14 protein-coding genes are annotated in these 24,386 nt (G+C 34.2%); 4 read left to right on the forward strand and 10 right to left on the reverse strand.

Annotated elements, in window-relative coordinates; translation table 11 throughout:
* Window positions 1–9: 9 nt before the first annotated feature.
* The 8 genes from DFQ03_RS13050 to tsaD form a co-directional block, all read right to left on the reverse strand.
* Window positions 10–3,342: a VCBS repeat-containing protein gene (locus tag DFQ03_RS13050; RefSeq protein WP_133673625.1), complete on the reverse strand. Its 3,333-nt coding sequence runs from the start codon at window positions 3,340–3,342 to the stop codon at window positions 10–12.
* A 157-nt stretch (window positions 3,343–3,499) separates the two neighbouring features.
* Window positions 3,500–5,200: a RagB/SusD family nutrient uptake outer membrane protein gene (locus DFQ03_RS13055; protein WP_133673626.1), complete on the reverse strand. Its 1,701-nt coding sequence runs from the start codon at window positions 5,198–5,200 to the stop codon at window positions 3,500–3,502.
* A 3-nt stretch (window positions 5,201–5,203) separates the two neighbouring features.
* Window positions 5,204–8,416, reverse strand: a complete 3,213-nt coding sequence (locus DFQ03_RS13060) for a SusC/RagA family TonB-linked outer membrane protein (RefSeq protein WP_243834496.1) — start codon at window positions 8,414–8,416, stop codon at window positions 5,204–5,206.
* A gap of 395 nt (window positions 8,417–8,811) precedes the next feature.
* Window positions 8,812–10,005: a THUMP-like domain-containing protein gene (locus DFQ03_RS13065; RefSeq protein WP_133673627.1), complete on the reverse strand. Its 1,194-nt coding sequence runs from the start codon at window positions 10,003–10,005 to the stop codon at window positions 8,812–8,814.
* 6 nt (window positions 10,006–10,011) lie between these two features.
* Window positions 10,012–11,112, reverse strand: a complete 1,101-nt coding sequence (locus DFQ03_RS13070) for an AI-2E family transporter (protein ID WP_133673628.1) — start codon at window positions 11,110–11,112, stop codon at window positions 10,012–10,014.
* A gap of 3 nt (window positions 11,113–11,115) precedes the next feature.
* The gene (locus DFQ03_RS13075; protein ID WP_133673629.1) at window positions 11,116–11,766 is read right to left on the reverse strand and encodes a DUF4159 domain-containing protein; all 651 of its coding nucleotides are present in this window, start codon (window positions 11,764–11,766) and stop codon (window positions 11,116–11,118) included.
* 58 nt (window positions 11,767–11,824) lie between these two features.
* Window positions 11,825–12,532 carry a 16S rRNA (uracil(1498)-N(3))-methyltransferase gene (locus DFQ03_RS13080; RefSeq protein ID WP_133673630.1) on the reverse strand — a complete coding sequence of 236 codons (708 nt, stop codon included), beginning with the start codon at window positions 12,530–12,532 and terminating at the stop codon, window positions 11,825–11,827.
* A gap of 17 nt (window positions 12,533–12,549) precedes the next feature.
* A complete protein-coding gene (gene tsaD / locus DFQ03_RS13085) occupies window positions 12,550–13,578 on the reverse strand; it encodes a tRNA (adenosine(37)-N6)-threonylcarbamoyltransferase complex transferase subunit TsaD (protein WP_243834497.1) in 1,029 nt (342 codons plus the stop codon).
* Between the two features lie 65 nt (window positions 13,579–13,643).
* Here tsaD and DFQ03_RS13090 point away from each other — a divergent pair, with 65 nt between their 5' ends.
* From DFQ03_RS13090 to DFQ03_RS13105, 4 genes are all read left to right on the forward strand, one after another.
* Window positions 13,644–18,092, forward strand: a complete 4,449-nt coding sequence (locus tag DFQ03_RS13090; RefSeq protein ID WP_449405360.1) for a translocation/assembly module TamB domain-containing protein — start codon at window positions 13,644–13,646, stop codon at window positions 18,090–18,092.
* 162 nt (window positions 18,093–18,254) lie between these two features.
* Window positions 18,255–19,241, forward strand: a complete 987-nt coding sequence (gene pfkA / locus DFQ03_RS13095) for a 6-phosphofructokinase (RefSeq protein WP_133673632.1) — start codon at window positions 18,255–18,257, stop codon at window positions 19,239–19,241.
* Between the two features lie 24 nt (window positions 19,242–19,265).
* Window positions 19,266–20,267, forward strand: a complete 1,002-nt coding sequence (gene gap, locus DFQ03_RS13100; protein ID WP_133673633.1) for a type I glyceraldehyde-3-phosphate dehydrogenase — start codon at window positions 19,266–19,268, stop codon at window positions 20,265–20,267.
* Between the two features lie 87 nt (window positions 20,268–20,354).
* Window positions 20,355–21,206: an N-acetylglucosamine kinase gene (locus tag DFQ03_RS13105; protein ID WP_133673634.1), complete on the forward strand. Its 852-nt coding sequence runs from the start codon at window positions 20,355–20,357 to the stop codon at window positions 21,204–21,206.
* A gap of 4 nt (window positions 21,207–21,210) precedes the next feature.
* On the opposite strand, the gene DFQ03_RS13110 is transcribed toward DFQ03_RS13105, so the two are convergent.
* Together DFQ03_RS13110 and DFQ03_RS13115 are read right to left on the reverse strand one after the other, a co-directional pair.
* Window positions 21,211–21,591 (reverse strand): RidA family protein, encoded by a 381-nt coding sequence (locus tag DFQ03_RS13110; protein ID WP_133673635.1) that lies wholly within the window; start codon window positions 21,589–21,591, stop codon window positions 21,211–21,213.
* 19 nt (window positions 21,592–21,610) lie between these two features.
* Window positions 21,611–24,370, reverse strand: coding sequence for a putative LPS assembly protein LptD (locus DFQ03_RS13115; RefSeq protein ID WP_243834499.1), 2,760 nt, complete (start codon window positions 24,368–24,370; stop codon window positions 21,611–21,613).
* Window positions 24,371–24,386 lie beyond the last annotated feature (16 nt).

Consider the following 24,386-nt stretch of genomic DNA (forward strand, 5'->3'; position numbering starts at 1 on the left):
AATCGTTAGTTAATTCTTCTGAAACACCCGAACGGAGTCTCTATTCTGAGTAACGATATAATAAGGATAGTTTTCTTTGCTACTTTTAACGGTAGCTATACTTTTAGAATCACCTGGTACTAAAAATCCGCTTTCTAGAGTAAGTATCGTTTTAAAATCACCTTTGCCATCATTCTCTAATAATAAGCCGTTGAAAGCGTCATATCGTCCTATAAAAACTTCATTTCCATAATCGTTCCCTACCAATAGTACATCTTCTTTGCCGTCATTATTGTAATCTAATGTTTCAATACCGTTAATTGGAGCAACTTGCGCTTCTATTGGTAGTGGTATGAATACGAATTTTCCACCACCAAGGTTTTCGACGTATATACTTTTATCGTAATTGATAGTTAATTTTTCAACTCCGCCTAGCTCCTCTTTTGTAAATAGTGTCGTTTGTGTTGTATTTGCATAATCTTTGTACAAATTGAATTTTGATCTGAATAATGGACTTTGTCCAAATAGGTCTCCACCGAAATTAACAGGGGCAGAGATAAAAGTTGTGTCAGAATAATTTTTCTTCAAGTATGTGAAGGCTACTGGGTCTACAGTTCCATTATCGTCAAAATCCTTATAAAGCACATCTACGGGTCTATTTTCATTTGGCTGAAAAATATTGTTATTTCCTAGATTGCCTACTATGAAATCTATGTCTCCATCATTATCGAAATCATTAGCTTTAATACTTTGCCACCATCCAAATAATTGATCAAGCCCTGTTTGATTGATAATTTTAAACCCACTCTCTTCATTTTTAAAGAATGTAATGGGCATATATTCTCCTACTACTATCAAGTCTAACCTGTCATCATTATCAAAATCTTGCCAGACAGCATCCGTTAACATTCCAATATTCCTTAATTCTGGAGCTAACGTTTCTGTTACGTCTTTTAAAATTCCTTTTTCATTAACCAAAAGGAAGCTTTTCTCTGCAATTGGAAATTTTGCAAAAGGAGTTCTGCCTCCAATAAATAAATCTGTAAAGCCATCATTATTAAAATCAGCTGCCGTTACAATAGATCCACTAGCTTGTATTACTGGCATTTTGTCCTTGGCCAATATAAAGTTGCCTTTTCCGTCATTAATCATTAAACGATCAGTATAAAACTCTAATCCCTTCATGAACTCATTACTTCCAGAAACTAAATAAAGGTCTAAATCACCATCGTTGTCAAGGTCAAATAAAACCATGCTTTCTTCTTCAAACGTTTTATTATATACATCAGTAAATAGGGGCGTGTTAGAGAAACTTCCGGCTTTATTTTGTATAAAAAGTTGAGGGGAGGTGCCAGATGAGCTTCCAATTATGAAATCTTCATATCCGTCACCATTTATATCACCCTTTACTACACATGGACCGTTTTGAGTCAGTTTTTTAGGTAAAATTCGCTGAACATTAAAATCAACCATATCCAGTTCATCATGAGTATAAATAATTCCAATATCATTCGATATCTCTTTAAATATTGGTAAATACTCTTTTTTCGCTAAAGGAAATACCAAAGTGTTAGTAGTTATATCGATTGCATTATTATAATCCAAATTAATGGTAGTATCAATTCTTAACTGATTTATTTTTTGATACTTACCATCTGGCCATACTATTTCTAAAGAGGCAACCTGGCTTTTATCGTTCAAGCCAAAATGTATAACATCGTCTATACTAGACATGTATCCTCTAGTTAAATACTGCTCATGGTATTGAAATTCTTCTTCATTTATTCTTAGTACTATTTTGGAACCAATTCCATTTTTATTATTGTTTAAACCACTAAGTTTTACTTTTAAAAAGTGTGAATTCGTCTTTTCTGCATTATTGGTATTGTTTTGGAAAAGAAATGCTTCGTCATTTATGTTGTTGACTACATAATCTAAATCACCATCATTGTCAAAATCACAATACGCTGCACCATTAGAAAATGAAGGTATATCTAAGCCCCAATCGTTGCTAGAATCATTGAAAGTTCCTTTTTTAGTGTTATGAAATGAATAATTTGGAATTTTAACTACTGGAATAGAGTCAAGTATTTGACTTGGGCTTAAAAATCTACGTACGTTAAAATTAAATTCTCCAAAATCTAAGTCGGTGATGTCTCTTGGAAATCCGTTTGTAATGAATAAATCTTTGTAACCATCATTATCTGCATCAAAAAATAGGGGAGACCAGCTCCAATCTGTTCTAGATACTCCAGCTAATAAACCTATCTCACTATATGGCACATTTGGTCCTTGACCAACTTGTAGCATATTACGCATATATTGGTGGCTGTAGCCATATCTTTTATTCATGACATAGTCATTATATTTTGTATCTCGTATGGTAGTTTTTAATCTGTAATTAGTTTCTCCTAACATATCTAAAGTGATGATATCTAAATATCCATCATTGTTAAAATCGGAAATATCATTACCCATAGAAAATTTACTTTGGTGCTTAACAAGATCATCTATATTGTTATTGAAAGTACCGTCTTGATTATTAATATATAGAATGTCATTGGTGAGGTAATCATTGCTCACATAAATATCTGACCAACCATCATTGTTAATATCAGAAATGGCAATACCTAATCCATAACCTTCTATGGTTATACCTGCTTCAATGGTAACATCTGTAAATGTATTGTCTCCATTATTATGATATAAACGATCATTACTCAATGCAGAACCATCTGTAATTTTTTTTCTATAATTGGAAGGGAGTACATGAACGTCAACGTTATTTAATACATAAAGGTCTAATAGTCCGTCTTTATCATAATCAAAGAAAGTAGCATTCATACTGTTGCCCGTATCTGCAATACCATATTCTTTAGCTAATTCTTTAAAAACAGGAACTCCGTTTTCGTCTAGTCCTTGATTTACAAAAAGCATATTAGCTTTATCTTCTTTTGATGGATACATTGCTGCGCAAATGTAAATGTCCAAAAAGCCATCATTATTAATGTCTACTACAGCTACACCTGTTTTCCATTTATTATCTGCGGCTGTTCCGCTTGTTTCTGTTACATCGTCGAATTTTAAATCACCTTTATTTAGATAAAGTTTATTACTGACCTGATTTCCTGTAAAAAACAAATCTGGTTTATCGTCATTATTAAAATCACCGATGGCAACACCGCCACCGTTAAATATATATTCACTGGTAAGAATATTAAAACTATCTGTCTCTATTATTTTATTATTGAAGGTAATACCTGAGTAGTCAGATTCAATTTTAGAAAATAGTTTGGTTGTTTGTTTTTTGCAAGAGGATAATGATATGATAAGTACTAGAATACTAAACAGAATTTTTTTCATGCTGGTAAGAGAGAGTAGAGGTTGAGTACATATTTTAAATCGAAAAAATGATATAAAATATCTTGATTTATTTTGTTGTATTGGTTACCTTAAAGATAATAAAAAAGAGGCTGTTTTATAAAAACAGCCTCTTTCATTGTATTTAGTTTCTTAAATATTAATACCCAGGATTCTGAGTCAATATTCCACCACTTTGATCAATAGCGTTAATTGGAATAGGGAATAAATCAAATTTCTCTACATAAGTACCAAATCTACTATAATCAGATTGATTAATATCTTCTGCTTCATTAGCAATGTAGGTATTGATTACCTCTGTAGCGATATCCCATCTTCTTAAATCAAATAAACGATGACCTTCCATACCAAATTCCAAACGACGCTCAAAACGAACAGCCTTTCTTGCGAAATCTATTGTAGGAAAAGTGCCGTAAGCTTCAATTTGATAATTTGCAGCAGGTGCATCACCAGCTTCGTTTTGAATATAGGTCATATTTTTTGCTCTATTTCTAACTTGATTTACATAGCTTAAAGCCAATGGTAAATCTGTATCAGTTTTTTCAATAGCCGCTTCAGCAGCCATTAAAAGAACATCGGCAAAACGCATAACATTGTAATTTATACCAGACCAGTCAGAACCCCAACCACCTGTACCACGGTTGGCATCAACTTCATCTGCTTGATATATATTCTTCTTTGGTAGATAAGGACCTGAAACATCAGTAAAACCTGCTCGTATCCATTCTTTACCAGGATTTGGTCCAAAACCATTATAATCGATTCCTCTTCTTGAAATCGTATAATCGATTCTAGGGTCTAACGGTCCTGTATGCGGTGTAAAAGGATCAGTACTATTAATACCATAATCACTATTAACATCTGTATCAGCGAAGGTATCTAGTAAAGGTAATCCATCAGTTCCTGTTTGATATGCATTCACTAAATCTTGAGTTGGTTGATAGAAACCGCAACATGTACCTAATGGACCACCACCAGGAAAATTCAGTGTGCCGGCACCGTTGCCATTAAATGATCTACCATCATCTGAAACAAATTGAATTGCAAACATAGATTCTAAACTATTTTCACCTGCAAAGTTAAAATTACTAACATATTCAGGATTCAAGGCGTAAGGACTTGTTGAAGCCACTTCATTTAATAAAGGAAACGCTTCGTTCCATTTTTCTTGATATAAATATGCTTTACCTAAGAAGGCCTTGGCTACCCAAGAATTTGCGCGACCATTTACTACATCAGAATTTAAGCTATTAATCGCTTCTTGTAAATCAGCTTCGATTTGGGTCCAAATTGGACCTGGATTCGGCTGGTTGAATTCTAAATTCACTAAATTTTCAACCGAAATGAATGGTACGTTTCCAAAGAACTTTTGAAGTTCAAAATTATAGTAGGCTCTTAGGAAAAGTGCCTCACCTCTTTGTTGAGTAAAATCACCATCTTCTACTTGATTAATTAAATCTAATACTGCATTACATGCGTTTACACCGCCATAAAGAGCACTCCACCTACCTAAAAACCAGCTGTTACCAGTTTGCCAATCTAAGGTCTCTACTTGAAATAGAGCAGTGTTGTCACTATCTGTACTACCTCTGTGAGCATCATCGGATACTACATCGGTCCACCAGTTGTCCCCTCCTGCAGCTACACCTTCACCTTGGCGGCTAATACGTTCACCATCCATGGCTGAATACGCTGCTGTAAGTTTAAGATCAACTCCTGTCGCATTTTGTAATGCTGCGTCGGACAGTGCACCTGTTGGGGCTATATCCGTAAAATCATCACTACATGCACCTAGCATCATACATGTTAGTGTTATGGAATAAATTATTTTCTTTTTCATTTTTTAAAATTTTAAATTAACACCTAATGAGTAAATAGAGGCTAAAGGATAATTGTTATCTGAAACACCAATTGTAAGGTTGTCTATTGAACCATTATCGTTAAGTCTTGGTTGTAATTCTGGATCAACCCCGTCATAACCGGTAATTGTCAAGAGATTGGTACCTTGAATGTAAAACCTTACACTATCCATACCCATCATACCTGCAACTTTTTCATTAAAAGAATATCCTATTTGTAAGTTTTTTAGTCTCATATAAGAACCATCTTCAACAAAGAAAGAATTTGATGTACCTTCATTATTAGTAATACTTGCACTTAATGCAGGTAAAGATGCATCAAGGTTTTCAGGAGTCCAAGAATCTAATACTCTTGTGCTTCTATTAGCATTGAAGAATGTTGGAAAATCAGTATATACTTTATCGTTGTTGAAAATTTCATTTCCTTGAGAACCTTGTAAAAAGGCAGACATGTCAAATCCTTTGTAACCCATTGTCAGGTTGAAGCCATAAGTGAAATCTGGGTGAGGACTACCAATAAAGGTTCTGTCATCATCATTTATAACACCATCAGGCGTAACATCTTTATATCTGAATCTACCTACACCATCTGCAGGAGTTGCAAATCCTTGATCAGGTGCTGCAGCGACTTCTGCTTCTGTTGCGAAAATGCCTTCTACAATTCTTCCATAAAAAGAAGAAAGCGGTTGACCCTCTTGAGTTCTAGTTACAGTACCTGTAGTTCTAAAACCACCGAAACCAGTTTGGAAAGCACTAATCAAATCGGTAACCTCATTTTTGTATGCTGAGAAATTCATGTCAATACCATATCTAAAACCAGAATTAGTAACATCAGCATAGCTTAGGGTTGCATCAATTCCTTTATTTTCTATTGAACCTACATTTACATAAGGCGCATTTGCTGCAATTGCTGTAGAACTGAACAACGCGTTATCTGGGTTAATCAAATCTTTAGTTTCAATTATGAAATATTCAGCTTCAAGATTTAATTTATTGTCAAAAAATCCAAGTTCAATACCAAAGTTGGTTGTTTCACTGGTTTCCCACTTTAAATTAGGGTTACCCGCAGATTCTAAAATAGCACCTTGCGAAACACCTCCGCTACCGTTAAAACCGTAATCGGCATATTGCTGACTTAAAGCAGAAATGTTATAAGTAGGATTGTTTACAGGAAGTGTTTGGTTACCCAATTGCCCCCATGAACCTTTGAATTTCAACCTGCTCACTGTACTATTTTCAGGCCAAAAACCTTCGTTACTTACTACCCAACCACCACTGAATGATGGGAAAATATCACTTTTATTATCTCCAAGGAATCTTGAAGATTCATCTTGACGAACCGTAGCTGTCAAAAAGTATTTACCAGCAAAATTGTAGTTCGCGCTTCCAAAAACAGAAAATAATGAAGATGCATTATCGTACGCATAAGCTACGTTTGCCGCACCGCCACCATTACTTAATAAATAATATTCAGGGGTTTCGAAGAAATAGTTCGTCCTTGAAATTTCTTTACCTTTGCCAGTAACATTAACAGCTTCAATACCTACCAGGGCATTTAAATTGTGGTCACCAAATGATTTGTTATAATTTAAGGTATTTGACCAAACCCATTCGTAAGTGTCTTGATCTGCCTCTGTTAGTGTATTTGTAGATATTGGTTCAGACGACTCAGGTATTAAAGCTCTAAACTGTCTCGTATTAAAGGCTCTTAGAGATCCACCAATAGAAGTCTTAAACTGCAATCCGTCCAGTATATCTAATGTTGCATAAATATCACCAAATACTCTTAAGTTTTTAGTATAGTTATCTGCTTGTCTATTTGCTTCTGCTACAGGGTTGTTTGGGTTTGATAATCCTGTGTCATTACTATAATTACCAGCATAATTGCCTTCGTCATCAAAAACAGGAACCAAAGGAGACATTCTGGTAGCAAAGTTAAACCAAGATTGTCCGCCATTTCTATTATCAAAAGATATGTTAGCGTGCTCTCCAATCTTAATTCTATCCCCTACTTTAAATTCTGAATTCAAACGAACTGATCCTCTTTTAAAACCTGTTGCAATTTGAATACCTTGACGATTTAAATAGCTAGCAGAAAATAGAAATTTAGATTGCTCATTACCGTTCTCTAATGTTATAGAGGCATTTTGAGTAACTGCAGCTCTATATATTTCATCTAACCAATTTGTTCCACCGCCTGGTTTTACCGTAGCACTTACTGGAGCTCTCTGCAACTGGGTAGGTACAACTGGGGTTGGTCCGTCGCCATATTGAGCATGCGAAGGTGTGCCGCCATCATTTCTTATACTTTGAAAAATCATTTCCCCATGTTGTTGGGTGTTTAAAAGCTCAGGAACATTGGTGGCTTGAGAAAAACCAGTGTACATATCAACAGAAATTCTTGCAGAATTCATATTATATCCTCCACCCTTAGTTGTGATTATAACTACACCATTAGATGCTCTAGCACCGTATATTGCAGCTGCACCATCCTTAAGAACGTTCATTTGTGCGATATCTGCAGGGTTGATTGAGTTTAAGATACTTGGATCATCAGTTTGTACACCATCGATAATATATAATGGGTCATTACTGTTACCGGTACCATAACCTCTAATTCTTACTACTGGTGTTGCGCCAGGAGAACCATTATTGGTTATCGTAACACCTGAAACTCTACCCTGTAATGCTTCAGCAGCATTTACGATAGGTGCTTTTGTTGCTTCAGATACATCTACACTACCTACAGAACCTGTTAAATCTCCTCTAGTTTGGGTTGAATAACCTGTAACAATCACTTCGTCTAATGCAGCAGCATCTTCAGCTAAGGTTGCATTTACGTTTGATTGACCATTTACTGCAATTTCTGTGCTTTTAAATCCTATATAGCTAAATACTAATGTAGCACCATCAGATACATTTAAACTATAGTTACCATCAAAATCTGTTTGTGTACCATTAGTAGTTCCTTTTTCAACGACGTTGGCGCCAGGTAATGGTGAGCCAGTGTCATCAAGAACAGTTCCTGTAATAGTTGATTGAAGTGTTTTTACTTCAACTTCTTTTGAAGTACTTGTGTTTTCATTTGCTTGGGCCAATTGAGCTCCTAAGCAAACAAGCATTGATAAAACTCCAGTCTTAATAAAGGATGACCTTTTTCTGGATTTCATCAACGTGTAATCACGTTTTTGATTCATAATTGTTGTTGTTTGTTAGTTTAAATAAATTTTGTAGAATTTGATCTTTTAAAATTTTTAGTTGCAGTGTTTAAATGTTAAAAAAATCAAAATCTGGTATAATAATAGCAATTTTACTTCAATAACCGATATTTCATAAGTGATATTTTATGAGTATCATAATGTCAATTAGAGCTATTGCTATTGTAATAATCTGTATTAATAGGCGTAATTATTGAGTTATCAGCAATTTAGCTCTTGTAAAATTCAGAAATTAGCACGTTAAATTTTTAACATTTTAAGTTTAATATGTGGCTAAAAAATTAGGGTAAAAGGTAATATACAACGTTGTAGTTTGTCGTTTTAAATAAATTTCAGCAAATGTTAAAATATATAATTTTTGGACTAATTCTGACTTAATTATGGTCTGAAAAAATTTGTAAACATGAAATTATGAGTAAATTTTTATCTAAATCGGTAGTGCAAAATAGATAGCTATTTCCACCTTCTTTAATGCCTAATTTCTTTCTAATTTTTACCACTGAATCGGGGAAATTTCTTGTCGTAATATTAGCCTTGCTTATACCAGAATTTTTAAAGGATTTTTTAGAATATTCATAAATATTTTCAATTTTAAATATTCGACCAGGAAATGAGATTAATTCTTTAGAAGTGTAAAGATGTGAATTTGATTGTATTTTAAAAAGATTGTAATCTTTAGCTATAGTTTTGAAGGCGCCAGATTTTAAAATTGCAGCATTTGGTTCGTAGATATAATTAAGTGGTTTTGAGTATTGCGTATCTACAATCTGTTCTTCACTTAGATGAAATTGAAATTCTTGTAATGTCTTTGCTTTATAATTTATTGTCTTAATCAATGGTTCATTCTTGTAATTTTTCTGAATTAACCAAAGAACTTCTTTTACGTCATTATTAACTGCTATAATATGAATTTCTTTTACATTCGATAATTCTTTTAATCCGCTTTTAATATCAAGTAATGGTCCTGTCTTTATCAATAGATTTGAAGATTTCGATAATAAGAGGCCCATATTGCTAACGACATTTGGTTCGCAGTCAGATAAGTAGTAGACTTTTTTATTATCCTTATCTCTTCTTGAGGGGTCGCTATAAACCCAATCATATATATTAGAAGAATCTCTTAAAAAGGCTAAACCATCAACAGACAAGCACTCTATGTTTTTAGCATTTAATTGTAAAAAATTATACTGTGCAATTTTTGATAAATCCTTATTTCTTTCAACATGAAAAACATGATTCATTTTTTTGCTAAAGGCAAAGGAATCTACTCCAAAGCCTCCTGTTATGTCAACGATAGATGCTCCATCAATTATCGAAGCTTTATAGTTCGCCGTAACCTCTGATGATGTTTGTGAAAGATTTAATTTGTTTGGGTAGTAAATGTTGTCTGCGCCAAACCATGTTGGTAATTTAAATTTAGCTTTTAATTTCGATTCTATTTGTTCTACCAGCTCTCTTGAAGATACCTCTGAAAATCTAGATTTAGATAAAAGTATTTTATGAATATCAGTGTTTAAATTATCATTGATAAACTGTTGTATATCGTTGGCTAATATTTCAGAATTCACGAATGCCTAGAGATTATGGGTCAAAGATTTCACAATTTGGTTGTCTGAAAGAAATTCCTTGAGAATAACCTTAATAGCGGTATAACCAGGTACGGCAACTATCATTCCTACAGTGCCAAATAATAATCCAGCAATAATAATGACTAAGAAAATCTCTAATGGATGAGATTTTACGCTATTTGAAAATATAAAAGGTTGAGAGAAAAAGTTGTCTACTAGTTGGCCAATTAATAACCCGATAAAGACATATCCCGTTTTTGGTAATATCACTGCACTAAAATCAGAACCTAAATTACTGGTCATGGTCAAGGTCAACATAATTACACCACCAATGATTGGTCCTAAATAGGGTATAATGTTGAATAGAGCACAAAGAAATGCTATAACTACTGCATTTTCAATACCTACTATAAGTAAAATTATAGTGTAAATCACGAATAGAATAAATATTTGAAGTAGCAGACCAACAAAGTATCTTGATAATAGCCCATTGATTTTGCCAATAGAATTTGTAGTGCCTTTCTTTTTATCTACAGGAATAAATATCAATAAACCATGTTCGAATAATTTGCTGTCCTTCAAAAAGAAAAAGGATATAAAAAGAACTGAAAACAAGCCAATACTTGCCGTACTCAAAACATTTAAAAAGGAATTTAAAAAGTTGGGTATAAAGCCAATATCTAGACCTTGTAAAATATTTTTTTCTAAACCTGTGTCATCAATGACATCTTCAACTATATGGGAAGAAAGCCCCAAATAATTAGTAATTTGATGATATAATGTATTTAGGCTTGTCTGTAAATCATCAATATCAAGTAAAGATAAATTTTTGCCTTGCTCTGATAATAAAGGAATGAATAAGGCAACAATACCGACCAATAAACCAACCATTAAGAGCATGGTTATGATTACTGCAAGTATATTAGGTAGTTTAAGCCGTAATCTAAAAAAACGTACCAACGGGCTACCAATTAACGCGACAACTGCAGCAATGGCTAAATATGCTATTACAGATTGTATAGTGTATAGAAAGTAAAGTAAAAGTGCGATGCCAATTAATACACCTATAGCTCTTAATATGCCTTGTGAGATGGTTTTTGAGGTCATTGATTAATTTTTAAAAACGTAGGTTATAATATTTGCACCCATTTGTAAAGCTTTTTCTCTAACCTCAGCGGTATCATTGTGTACTGTAGGGTCTTCCCAACCGTCACCTAAATCTGATTCTGAAGTAAATAGCAAGACTATTCTATTATTATGAGAAATGGCAAATGCTTGGGGCCGTTGTCCATCGTGTTCGTGTATTTTTGGTAATCCCTTAGGGAAGGTATACTGATTTGAAAAAATAGGATGATCGGCTCCCAATTCCTCTAATTCCGTATTAGGAAAAAGTCTTTTGATTTCTCGCGTAATGTAAGGCTTCATTCCATAATTGTCATCAATATGTAAAAAGCCACCAGACAATAGATAGGTTCTTAAGTTTTCTAGTTCATCATCAGAAAACACGACGTTACCGTGCCCGGTCATATGTAAAAAAGGGTACTGAAAAATAGAACTGCTGCCAACTTCTATGGTTTCAGGTTTACTTTCAATGGTGGTGTCTATATTATTGTTGCAGTAGTTGATTAAATTAGGCAATGCAGTTGGGTTGGCATACCAATCCCCACCGCCTTGATATTTTAATATAGCTATTTCTTGGGCACTGACAGACCAGCAAAAAAATAATATGAAAAAGCATAAGGCAGAAATAATTTTTTTCATATTCAAATTTACAAAAATAGGTTGTGATAATTTGAAGGAGTATTTTTTAGAGATTCAATTATCCGTTATTAATCGTCGCAATAATAGTACAGGCGACAATGGCCGCTGTTTCTGTTCTTAATCTTGTTTTACCCATCGCAACGGGTGCATAGCCTTTTTGCATTGCATTTTTTATTTCTTCTGGTGAAAAATCACCTTCGGGACCAATTAAAATAGTAACATCTTTATCTGCCGCAACTCTTCTTTTTAGTTCATGACGTTCTGTGTCTTCACAATGCGCAATAAACTGTAAACCCGAAATAGGTTTTTCTAAAAACTCAGTGATACTAATGGGTTCGTTTAGTTTTGGTAAATATGTTTGCAGCGATTGTTTCATGGCAGACTCTAGCACACGTTGCATTCGTTCAAGTTTTAATACCTTACGTTCTGATCTATCACAAATGATAGGTGTTATTTCATCTACGCCTATTTCGGTAGCTTTTTCTAAAAACCACTCAAAACGATCATTCATTTTTGTTGGCGCTACTGCCATATGTAGCCAATAAGATTTTGGATGCGTTTTTTTAGAGGATATAAGATCTACTTCACATTTTTTAATATTGTCACCAATAATTATGGCTTCAAATAAGTAACCGCTACCATTTGTAATCCATAATTCATCGCCATTTCTTTTTCTTAAAACCTTAATGATATGTTTGCTTTCATTACTGTCGAAAAAGAAAGTAGTGTCGGTGTCTTTAATATCAGGATTAAAAAATAGTTGCATACGGATTGGTTTATAAACTAAGATATAACGTATCTGGCTTTTGCCGTAACATCTTGTTGTGAAAATTGTTCGTCTTTATATTTTTGATACCCTACAATACCAATCATTGCGGCATTATCTGTACAGTATTCAAATTTGGGTATGTAGGTTTTCCAACCATATTTTGTTTGAGCTTCTGTCAAAACTTTTCGAATGCCCGAGTTTGCTGATACTCCGCCGCCGATAGCAATTTCTTTTATACCAGTTTGCTTTACTGCTTTTTTTAATTTTTTCATCAATATGGTGATAATAGTATATTGTATTGATGCGCAGATATCTTCTAAGTTGTTTTTGATAAAATCTGGATTCTCTTTCGTTTTACGCTGAATGAAATAGAGTATGTTCGTTTTTAATCCGCTAAAACTAAAATCTAAATCTTTTACATTAGGAATGGTAAATTCAAATTTATGAGAATCACCTGTTGCAGCATATTTGTCAATTAAAGGTCCGCCAGGGTAGGGTAATCCTAAAATTTTTGCACTCTTGTCAAATGCTTCTCCAACGGCATCATCTAAAGTTTGACCTATAATTTTCATGTCAAAAAAATCGTTCACTTGAACAATCTGCGTGTGACCTCCACTTATAGTCAAAGCTAAAAACGGAAATGACGGTGCCTGCATAGTTTCGTCATCTATAAAATGAGCTAAAATATGGGCTTTCATGTGGTTAACTTCAATAAGCGGTATCTGTAAACCTAATGATAAAGATTTTGCAAACGATGTGCCTACAAGTAAAGAACCCATTAGTCCAGGTCCGCGTGTAAATGCTATGGCTGATAATTGTTTTTTATCGATATTTGCTTTGGCTATGGCTTGATGAACAACGGGTACAATATTTTGTTGATGGGCTCTTGATGCAAGTTCTGGTACAACCCCTCCATATTCTTTATGAATAGCCTGGGTGGCGACAACATTACTGAGCACTTTATCGTTCATTAAAACTGCCGCAGAAGTGTCATCACAAGAAGATTCTATAGCAAGTATATAAATTGTATCGTGTTCCGGCATATTTGGAATAAAATTTGAATAACAAAGGTAAAACATAAAGACCTATCAAAAAACTGAGAAAAATATTGGTTCGAACATTATTGGTGCTTTTGCTGATATGTGTTTTGAGTACTATCATTTTTTCATTGCCAGTGGTGCAGACCTTATTGGCGCAGTTTGCTACGAAAAAAATTAACGATCAATATGGTACACATATCAATATTGAACGCCTGAAAGTTTCGTTGATTTCTTGGAATACCGGCTTAGAAGGCGTCTTTATAGAAGACTACAAACAAGACACTTTATTCTATGTCAATGAGCTTAAAACTTCTATTTTAAGTATTAATAATTTGGTGCAGGGTAGCTTAGAATTCGGAGATATTGAAGTTGATGAATTGAACTTTAAGCTCAAGACATATTTCGGAGAAACGAATACTAATCTTGAGGTTTTTGTAGATAAGCTCGATGATGGTAAACCTAGAGAGCCGGGTACACCACCTTTTAGGCTTTCTTCATCTTATGTGGACATAGAAAATAGTAGGTTCAAGTATATTGATGAAAATTTAAATAACACTACTATTTTAAATTTTGATAGTCTTAATATTGGTGCGGCCGATTTTTTAATTCTAGGGCCAGAGGTTTCTACAGATATTCAAGAAATGTCTTTCTATAGCAATCGTGGGTTAAAAGTAGAAAGACTAGCAACAAATTTTAAGTACACGAAGCAGCAAATGCGTTTCGATTCTTTGAAAATAAAAACTCCACTATCAGCTTTAGATGGTAATCTAGTATTTAATTATAATCGTGAAGATTTTAAAGATTTTTTAAATAAAGTGAATGTTGTTGCAGAGTTTAAGGAGTCTAAAGTCGCCTTTGATGAAATTAACTTGCTATACAATGAATTTGGTAAAGGAAAAGAGGTTACGTTCAATGCCAACGTAAATGGAGTTTTAAATGACTTGAATACAGATAATCTTTTCTTATTTTCTGATGATACCGGTATACGTGGCAATTTTAATTTTAAAAACTTATTCAGCAAACAAAAGCCATTCAGCTTAAATGCTGAAATGAAAAATGTTACAAGTAGTTATTATCAATTAAACGCCTTGTTGCCCAATCTAATCGGTAAATCTTTGCCATCTTCATTCAGTAAATTAGGGCAATTTACTATTCGTGGTACTGCCTTTATCACCAACTCTTCGGTAGATGCGAAAGTAAACTTGAATACTGCCGTAGGTAGTAGCTATGCCGATATCGTTTTAAGTGATTTTAATAATATCGATAATGCTACCTATAAAGGATTCATCTCTTTAATTGATTTTGATTTGGGTGATTTCACGGAAAATAAAAACCTGGGTAAAACAACCTTAGATTTTAATGTGGAAGGAAAAGGTTTTATCAAGGAGAAACTGAATACAGAGGTCATTGGTCAAATTTATTCTATAGAGTTCAACAACTATAATTATCAAGATTTACGGGTTTCGGGTATTATTAAAGATCAGTTATTCGATGGGTCTTTAATTAGTAACGACGAGAATTTTAAATTTAATTTTAAGGGTCTTGCTAACGTTGCCGAGACTAGAAATAATTTCAATTTCATTGCGTCTGTAGATTATGCCGATCTAAAGAAATTGAATATTATTAATGATAGCGTTTCTATTTTTAAAGGAAACGTTAGTATGGATATTACGGGTACTACCTTAGATAATATTGTTGGTGATATAAACTTTACCCAAACGAGCTATCAAAATGTAAACGACACCTATTATTTCGAAGATTTTGAGGTGACCTCTATTTTCGGAGAAGATCGTGAGCGAACAATTAATATTAACTCACCAGATATTATTACCGGTTTTATGAAGGGTGATTTTAAAGTACGAGAATTGGGTAAACTTGTACAAAACTCTTTAGGTAGTATTTATACAAATTACAGACCTTTTCAAATATCTGACGGTCAAAACCTTTCCTTTAATTTTAAAATTTACAATAAGATTGTAGATGTTTTCTTTCCTGAAGTACGGTTCGATCCAAACACTTTTATTAAGGGTAATATTGTTGCAGATGAAGGCGATTTTAAACTAAATTTTGAATCTCCGAGTATTGAGGCATTTGGCACAGCTGCAGATAATATAGAGGTTAGAATCGATAATAAGAATCCGCTGTTTAATACGTTCGTTTCGGTAGGTGAGTTAGATACACCGTATTACAATTTTAAAGATTTTAACCTGATCAATACTACATTAAAAGATACGTTGTTCTTTAGGTCTGAATTTAAAGGAGGAAGCGATTTTAATGATTCTTATAACTTGAATTTTTATCACACATTTAATCAGGACAATAAATCTGTTATTGGTCTTAAAACATCTGATGTTAATTTTAAAGGAAATAAATGGGTACTGAATAAAGATGGAGATACAAAGAACAAGGTTATTTTAAATAGGGCTCTCGATAGTATTACAATTCAAGAAATTGTAATGAACAATGAAGAGAAAGAGCAGATTAGATTAAAAGGGCAACTGGCAGATTCAACATATAAAGATCTTCAACTTCAGTTCAAAATTGTATCCTTGGATAAAATAACACCGGTAATCGATAGTCTAAAGCTGCAGGGCGAGGTTAACGGTACGCTAAACGTGCTTCAAAAAGACGGTATCTATTTACCATCATCGAATTTGAATATAGAAAAATTCGGGATCAATGATATTCCTTTGGGCGATTTGGTAATTAATATTATTGGAAATAAAGATTTATCAGAGTTTCAGGTTAATTCTCAATTATCAGATAATAACGTTGAAAAATTTAGTGTAGTTGGTAGTATCGAAAATAAGGGGGAAATACCCAAAGCAAACCTAATTGCCAATTTTAATAATTTTGGTCTTGAGCCGTTCAGTCCATTGGGTGAAGGTGTTATCGATAATATACGTGGAGATATTGACGGTAGGGTAAAGATAGAAGGCAATGTAGATAATCCCAATTTCAACGGACTCTTAACTTTAGATAATGCAGGTATTGCGGTACCTTATTTAAATGTCGATTATGGCTTTGCACCACGTTCAAGGGTGGTTCTCAGAGATCAGACTTTTGATTTTGAAAATATAGCATTAGAAGACGTTGCAAAAGGTACTCGGGCAAATTTAGATGGTACAATTAGTCATAGTTTTTTTAAAGATTGGGTGTTAGACTTAAACGTTGATACTAAGAATGATAAATTCTTAATTCTGAATACAGAGTTTAAAGAAGGAGAGTTGTATTATGGTACTGGTTATTTAAACGGAACAGGGCGTATTTACGGACCAACAACTGCTTTGAATATCACGGTAGACGGATCAACGGCAAAAGGAACTTCTTTGAAAATACCTTTAAGCGATGTGGCTAGTGTAGGTGATTATTCATTTATCAATTTTTTAGAAAAGAAAGATAGGCAAAGAATAGAAAGTCAACGTCAGCTTAAAGATTATCAAGGTTTGGAATTAGAGTTCAACCTCGACGTAACACCTGATGCCGAAGTTGAAATTGTAACTGATACCAAAACAGGAAGTTCTTTAAAAGGTACTGGGGTAGGGATTATTTTGATACAGATCAATACTAACGGTAAGTTTGAAATGTATGGTGATTATGTTGTGGTTACAGGTGAGTTCAATTATAAGTTTGGAGGTATAATAGATAAGAAATTTAAAGTAGAACCTGGTGGAACTATAAACTGGGATCAAAAACCATTAGAAGCTTTATTGGACATGGAAGCGGTTTACTCTTTAAATGCGAATCCTGCTCCATTACTTGATGATGTCGGATTTACAAGGAGAATACCGACAGATGTTATTATTAGTTTAACGGGACAACTTCAAAAACCAGATATAGATTTTGGTATTGAATTTCCTGGTACAAGCTCTATAGTTAAGTCAGAGTTGGAGTACACTTTGCAGGATCCAACGGTAGAGGAGAAGAATGCTATATTTTTATTGGCACAAGGTACCTTTGTTAATTCTCAGAGCGGAATTAATCAACAAGCGATAACGGGTAACTTAGTCCAAAGTGCATCAAGTATTCTAAACTCAATTTTAAGTGGAGGTAATGATAAGTTTAATCTAGGACTTTCTTACGAACAGGGTATCTTGGACCGCTCTGCAGATATTGAAACGGATGATAGAATAGGGGTAACGGTATCTACGCAAATATCCGATAGAATATTATTTAACGGTAAAGTAGGTGTACCGGTGGGTGCTTCTAGCGAAACATTGGTGGCAGGTGATTTTGAAATACAAGTTTTATTAAATGAAGAAGGTACTTTAAGTGCTAATTTCTTTAGTAGACAAAGTGAAATACAAGCATATTTGTCTGATCAACAAGGCTCTACTCAAGGGGCTGGAATTTCTTACGAAGTAGATTTTAATAATTTCAAAGAACTCTTTCAAAAAATATTGGCAACTAAACCAATTGAAAAGAAAGAACCAGTAAAAGAAATCGAAACCCCATCTTCTGTCATGGGTAATGATAGTTTAATTCGATTTTACGATAAGCCGAAATCATTGAATTAACAGTTAAAAGCTCATCTAATTATGAATAAATAACAAATTTTAAGAATTTGACTATTAATCTGTTATAACGAAATCCTTTTCGTTGATTTTTTCTTAAAATGCGACTGACTTTTATTCCGATTTCGACTAAGATTTATTACTTTCGTTGGCTTAAATTTTTCCATGTCCGCAGAAATAAAAAAAATAGCAGTACTGACTTCAGGAGGTGATTCACCAGGTATGAATGCAGCCATAAGATCAGTTGTTCGTACGTGTGCCTATATGAAGGTAGATTGTGTTGCAGTCTATAGAGGGTATCAAGGTATGATAGAGGGGGATTTTAAAACTATGGACGCCCGTAGTGTTAACAATATCATTAATAAAGGTGGTACCATATTAAAGTCTGCCCGTTGTGATGATTTTAGAACTCCAGAAGGTAGAAAAACAGCGCACGAGCAGTTGTTGAAAGCAGGTATAGATGCATTTGTTGTAATTGGTGGTGATGGTAGCTTTACCGGGGCAATGATTTTCAACAGAGAGTTCAATTTTCCTGTAATCGGTATACCTGGTACAATTGATAACGATATTTTCGGAACTACATTCACTTTAGGTTTTGACACAGCTTTAAATACTGTCGTTGAGTGTATTGATAAGATTAGAGATACAGCAAGTTCTCACAACAGACTTTTCTTCGTAGAAGTAATGGGAAGAGACGTTGGGCATATTGCATTAAATGCAGGTGTTGGTGCGGGTGCTGAAGAAATTTTGATACCAGAAGAGAATTTAGGTTTAGATAGATTGCTTGAATCTTTAAAAAGAAGTAAAGAATCTGGTAAATCTTCAAGTATCGTAATTGTTGCCGAAGGTGATAAATCTGGTAAAAACGTATTCGAACTTAAAGAATATGTTGAGGAACATTTACCGATATACGATGTGCGTGTATCTGTACTTGGGCATATGCAAAGAGGTGGAGCACCTTCTTGTTTTGATCGTGTTCTTGCAAGTAGAATGGGAGTAAAGGCCGTAGAGGCTTTGTTGGAAGGTAAAACAAACCTAATGGTAGGTATTCAAGATAACAAGCTAACATTAACACCTATCAATAAGGCGATTAAAGGGCATACAAAAATTGATAAGGAGCTCATAAGAGTTTCAGAAATAATGACTACATAATATTAAAAATTAAAAATAGAGAAAATGTCAAATTTGAAAATAGGAATTAACGGTTTCGGTAGAATAGGTAGATTGGTCTTCAGAACTACAATTAAGCGTGGTGATGTAGATGTAGTGGCTATCAACGATTTATTAGATGTTGAGCACTTAGCTTACTTATTGAAATATGATTCAGTTCACGGTAGATTCGATGGTACTGTTGATGTAAAAGATGGTCATTTGGTCGTAAACGGAAAAACGGTACGTATTACTGCAGAAAGAGATCCTAAAAATTGTAAGTGGGATGAAGTTGGTGCTGATACGGTTGCTGAATGTACCGGTATTTTTACAACTTTAGAAACTGCTCAATACCATATTGATGGTGGTACTAAGAAAGTTGTAATTTCTGCTCCTTCTAAAGATGCACCAATGTTCGTAGTGGGTGTAAATCACAAAGATGTTAAAGCAACGGATACTATCGTTTCTAATGCATCTTGTACTACAAACTGTTTAGCGCCTTTAGCTAAAGTTGTTAATGATAACTTTGGTATTGAAGAAGCATTAATGACAACGGTACATGCAACTACAGCAACGCAAATGACAGTTGATGGTCCTTCTAGAAAAGACTGGAGAGGTGGTAGAAGTGCAATGTTAAATATCATTCCCGCATCTACAGGTGCTGCAGTAGCGGTAACTAAAGTTATTCCTTCATTGAAAGGAAAACTTACTGGTATGGCTTTTAGAGTACCTACTGCTGATGTTTCTGTAGTAGATTTAACAGTGAAAGTTAAAAAAGAAACTTCTTTAGATGAGATTAAAAAAGCTTTTAAAGCAGCTTCTGAGGGCGAATTAAAAGGTGTATTAGGTTATACAGAAGAGAGCGTTGTTTCTCAAGATTTTATTGGGGATGCTAGAACTAGTATTTTTGATGCAGGTGCTTGTATCGAATTAAACTCTAGTTTCTTCAAGTTAATTTCTTGGTATGATAACGAAGCTGGTTTCTCTAATAAAATGGTAGACCTAATTCAGCACGTTAATAGCTTATAACCTTCATTTTAGTATAACAAAGATATATCCTGAAAATGAGGCGATTTTTCCTTATTTTCAGGTTTATTTTTTAAAGACATTCGGTATATGATTTTAATAGTAGATAGTGGTGCAACCAAGTCAGATTGGATTGCCTTGGATGAAAATGGCGAACAACTTTTTTTAACACAAACTTTGGGTTTGAGTCCAGAGGTATTAACTAAAGATGTTATTGAAGATCGCTTAGCGAATAATTTTGAACTTTCTAAGAATAGAGAAAAGGTATCCCATCTTTATTTCTATGGTGCGGGTTGTGGTACTGAGCGTATGAAATTGTTTTTAAAAGCAATTTTTAAAGACTTTTTTCCCAATGCAAAAGCCGATGTAAAAGAAGATACTTATGCAGCCATATTTGCTACAACAAAAGTTGGTCATCAAGGTATCGTTTGTATTTTAGGTACAGGGTCTAACTGTAGTTATTATGATGGTAATCAGTTGTTTCAGAAAGTAACTTCTTTAGGTTACATACCTATGGATGATGGTAGTGGAAATTTCTTTGGTCGTAAACTTATTCGTGATTACTATTTTCATAAAATGCCATCTGATCTAGCGCATAAATTTGCTTCTTCTCATGATTTGGATGCCGATGTAATAAAAGAGAACTTATACAAGCAACCTAACCCGAATACTTACTTAGCGACCTTTGCTCGTTTTTTAATCGAAAACAAAGAGCATCCATACGCTAAAGGTGTTATAGATAAAGGCTTTCAGCAATTTATTAATAATTATGTAATGCAATTTGAATTGGCTACTAAAGTGCCCATCAATTTTGTAGGTAGTATTGCGCATTATCTAAGAGATGAATTAACTTCTGTGCTACTTAGAAATGATTTGATCGTTGGTGTAATTAGACAAAGACCTATTGAAGGTTTGGTCGATTTTCACCGATCTAACATGTAAGATTTTATTTTACGGCAATCATAGAGATTTCAACATTTACAAATTTAGGTAAATTTGCAACTTCTACTGTTTCTCTTGCTGGTGCAGTTTCTGCATTAAAATAAGAAGCGTATACTTCGTTTACTTCAGTGAACTGTTTCATGTCACTAAGAAAAATAGACGACTTAACAACATTTTCAAAGGTCATTTCAGCTTCGGTTAAAATGGCCTTTAAATTTTCCATAGACTGTTTTGTCTCTAATTTGATATCTCCAGAAACCAATTCTCCGCTTTTAGGGTTCAAAGGAATTTGACCAGAAATATATAAAGTTCCATTGCTTAATGTTGCTTGATTGTATGGTCCTATAGGTGCAGGAGCATTCTCAGTATTGATAATTTTTTTCATTTTGGCTAAAATTTAGTTGTTAGTTCTGGCTTCTGTTTTCCCACTTAAGATCTTTAAGTATCGAAGAATCTATACCAATAAAGAAATACCATCTTTTATAGGTTCCGAAGGGAGTCCAATTAAAGCGCATGGTAAAACTTTTTAAATCTCTTTGAAAACGCAATTGGGTTAAGGTGAAACCTTGATTTTTGAAATCGTAACCAGATGATCCGCCAACAGACCAACGTGGGGCAAGTTCTATATCTCCAGAGAACATTAGCGAGTGGCTGCTAAACTCACTTTGCCGAGCCGAATTACTGTAGTTGGCAGAATAGGCAAGTCTAAAGTTCCACGGTATTTTTGTGCCGAAAATGGGGTTTTCTACATCAGAATTTTTATCGTCTTTTCTAACCGGGTTAGAATTGAAATCATCGGCCCTACCAAAAAGGTCGTCATCTCTACCACCACTTTGAGCTACATAATCGAAGGGGTCTAAATCTTCTTCTTCATCTTTCCCTTTATCGTCTTTCTTTCCGAACATTTCACTGCTTATGGAATATGATACATTGGCATTGGCTCTTGTAAGTCTAAAAAGACTTCCGCCATTATCAATATTCCAAGTGTCTATTCTAGTTCCATTATTATCAATTGCGTAAGGATCTAGACCTGCAGAGAAGTTAATCGACATTTTATTGTCTAATATATTAGTACCACCATTTATACTTAATGGATTAAGACGAAGTGAATCTGATTCAAAATTATATCCTGTAGAGATATTAAAATTACTTAATAATGATATTTTTTTAGGTTCAATTTTGGTGGAATCTTTGTCTCTAACCTTTGCCTCTAATGTATTTGCTAAAGAAAAGCTTAAGCTATTAGATTTTCCTAAAGATGGTGCACCGTTTAATGTTCCTTGAAAGCGGCTATATTGTACTTCCACTTCATCGCCATTTAGGTATTCATCGTAAAACTGTTCAAATGATGGCGCATAACCATAGCTTAAAGATGGTCTTAGGGTATGTCTAATTGCTTGTATTTTTTTGTCTTCTCCGAAGTCAAAAGTTCCGTAAAGAGTGGTCCCAATACTTGCGCTGAAATTATAGGTGTTATAACGGTCAAATCCGCTTATCGTATCTCTAACAACTGCGTCTGTATCTGCATCAAAACGTTGATTGTAGGTTTCTAAGGCCCAAACATCTTCATAGTTACCACCGACACTAACACTAAAAAATTTTGCTACTTTAAAGTTTGTGGCTATAGGTATACTGTGACTTACGCCTGCACGCGCATTGTCGAACATTTTTGTAGTCAAAAAATCATCATCGTTAGTGGTCAATCTATTTTGCGCGTTTACATTATACTGAAAATTGATGTTGTCGATAATTCCCTTTTTTATACCATCTCTTTTAACGAAAGGATATATACGCTCTACACTTGCTTGAAATGTAGGCAAGGTCATAGTGATGTTGTCTGTGTTAGATTCTGTGGCAGTCGCTGATGTTAATTGAGAATGCGTAGCCGTTAAACTCATATTCACCGACGGATAGTTAGGGAATGTTTTGGAATATGATATCGATGATGATAAGGTGTTGTTCTGAGTATTCGGTAAATTTCGTTGTTGTAAAGAATTTCGGTAATATTCACTACTACCTAAGTTTACAGACGCTGAAAAGCGTGAATTCGGACTCGACTTAGTATCCTGCGAATGCGAAAATTGAATATTGTAGTTTCGAGACAAACTATAATCGCTGAACCCTTTTTGGCTTGTTACTTGGTTTTCGTATCGTAAGTTAAGATTACCTCGGTATTTATATCGTTTCGTATAAATTGATGCGGTTCTAAATGCGTAACTACCATTTGTGTAAAAATCTCCAGAAAGGGTAACATCTGCATAATCTCCTAAAGGAACATAGTATCCCATGTCTTGAAGAAAGTATCCTGTATTTGGGTCATTACCAAAAGAGGGCATTAAAATACCTGCAGATCGACCCTGCGAAAGAGGGAAATAGGCAAAAGGCATAGCGATTGGGGTTGGTACATCTGCAATATATAAATTACTAAAACCGGCAATTACCTTCTTTTTAGGTACAAATTTTGCTTTTCTTACCCTTATGTAATAATCTGGGTTTATAGTGTCTGTAGATGTAGTCAGCTTTCCTTCGCTTAAAAAATAGACTGAGTCATTCTCTTTTTTTGTGATTTCAGCATAAACTTTCATAGCATCGCTGCCTAAAGCACCTGCTGCCGCTTGTTGTTCTGTTCTCGAATTCCAGATAAGTGCTTTTTGAGTATCAAAATTAAAGCGGATAGAATCTGGTATTACAATATTTGTTCCTTGTTTAAAATAGGGCAGTTGGGTGTAATTGCCTAAAGAATCTACCATTCTACCGGCATAAACTTCATTCTTTATATAATCCATTATAATTACACCTGCCTTTAGTTCGGTATCTTGATAATAGATTTCGGCCTCGTTGTAGAGGTAAATTTTATTTTCTTTTTGGCTTAGTTTTACATAATCTTTTGCCTTATATTTTATTTTGTCAAGCAGTAATGGTGGCTTTTGGTTAAGAGAATCGGCAACTAAAGAATCATTGGCGATAGAGTCTCTAATGGCCGTTGGTGGAAACAATGGCGCGATTATTGAATCTCTTTCTGCTTTGATATTAAGAGTCGTAATTTTACCTTCTTGACCAAGAGCATAAAAAGCATTGGCAAAAACCAAGAATAGGAAAAGTAAGTAATGTTTGTTTGATTGCAAGGCTATATATCCTATTTTTGTAAAGGTTTGGCGGTCCAATGAGCCGTTATTTAAG

The sequence above is a fragment of the Maribacter caenipelagi genome (genome assembly GCF_004364175.1).
GTDB lineage: Bacteria > Bacteroidota > Bacteroidia > Flavobacteriales > Flavobacteriaceae > Maribacter > Maribacter caenipelagi.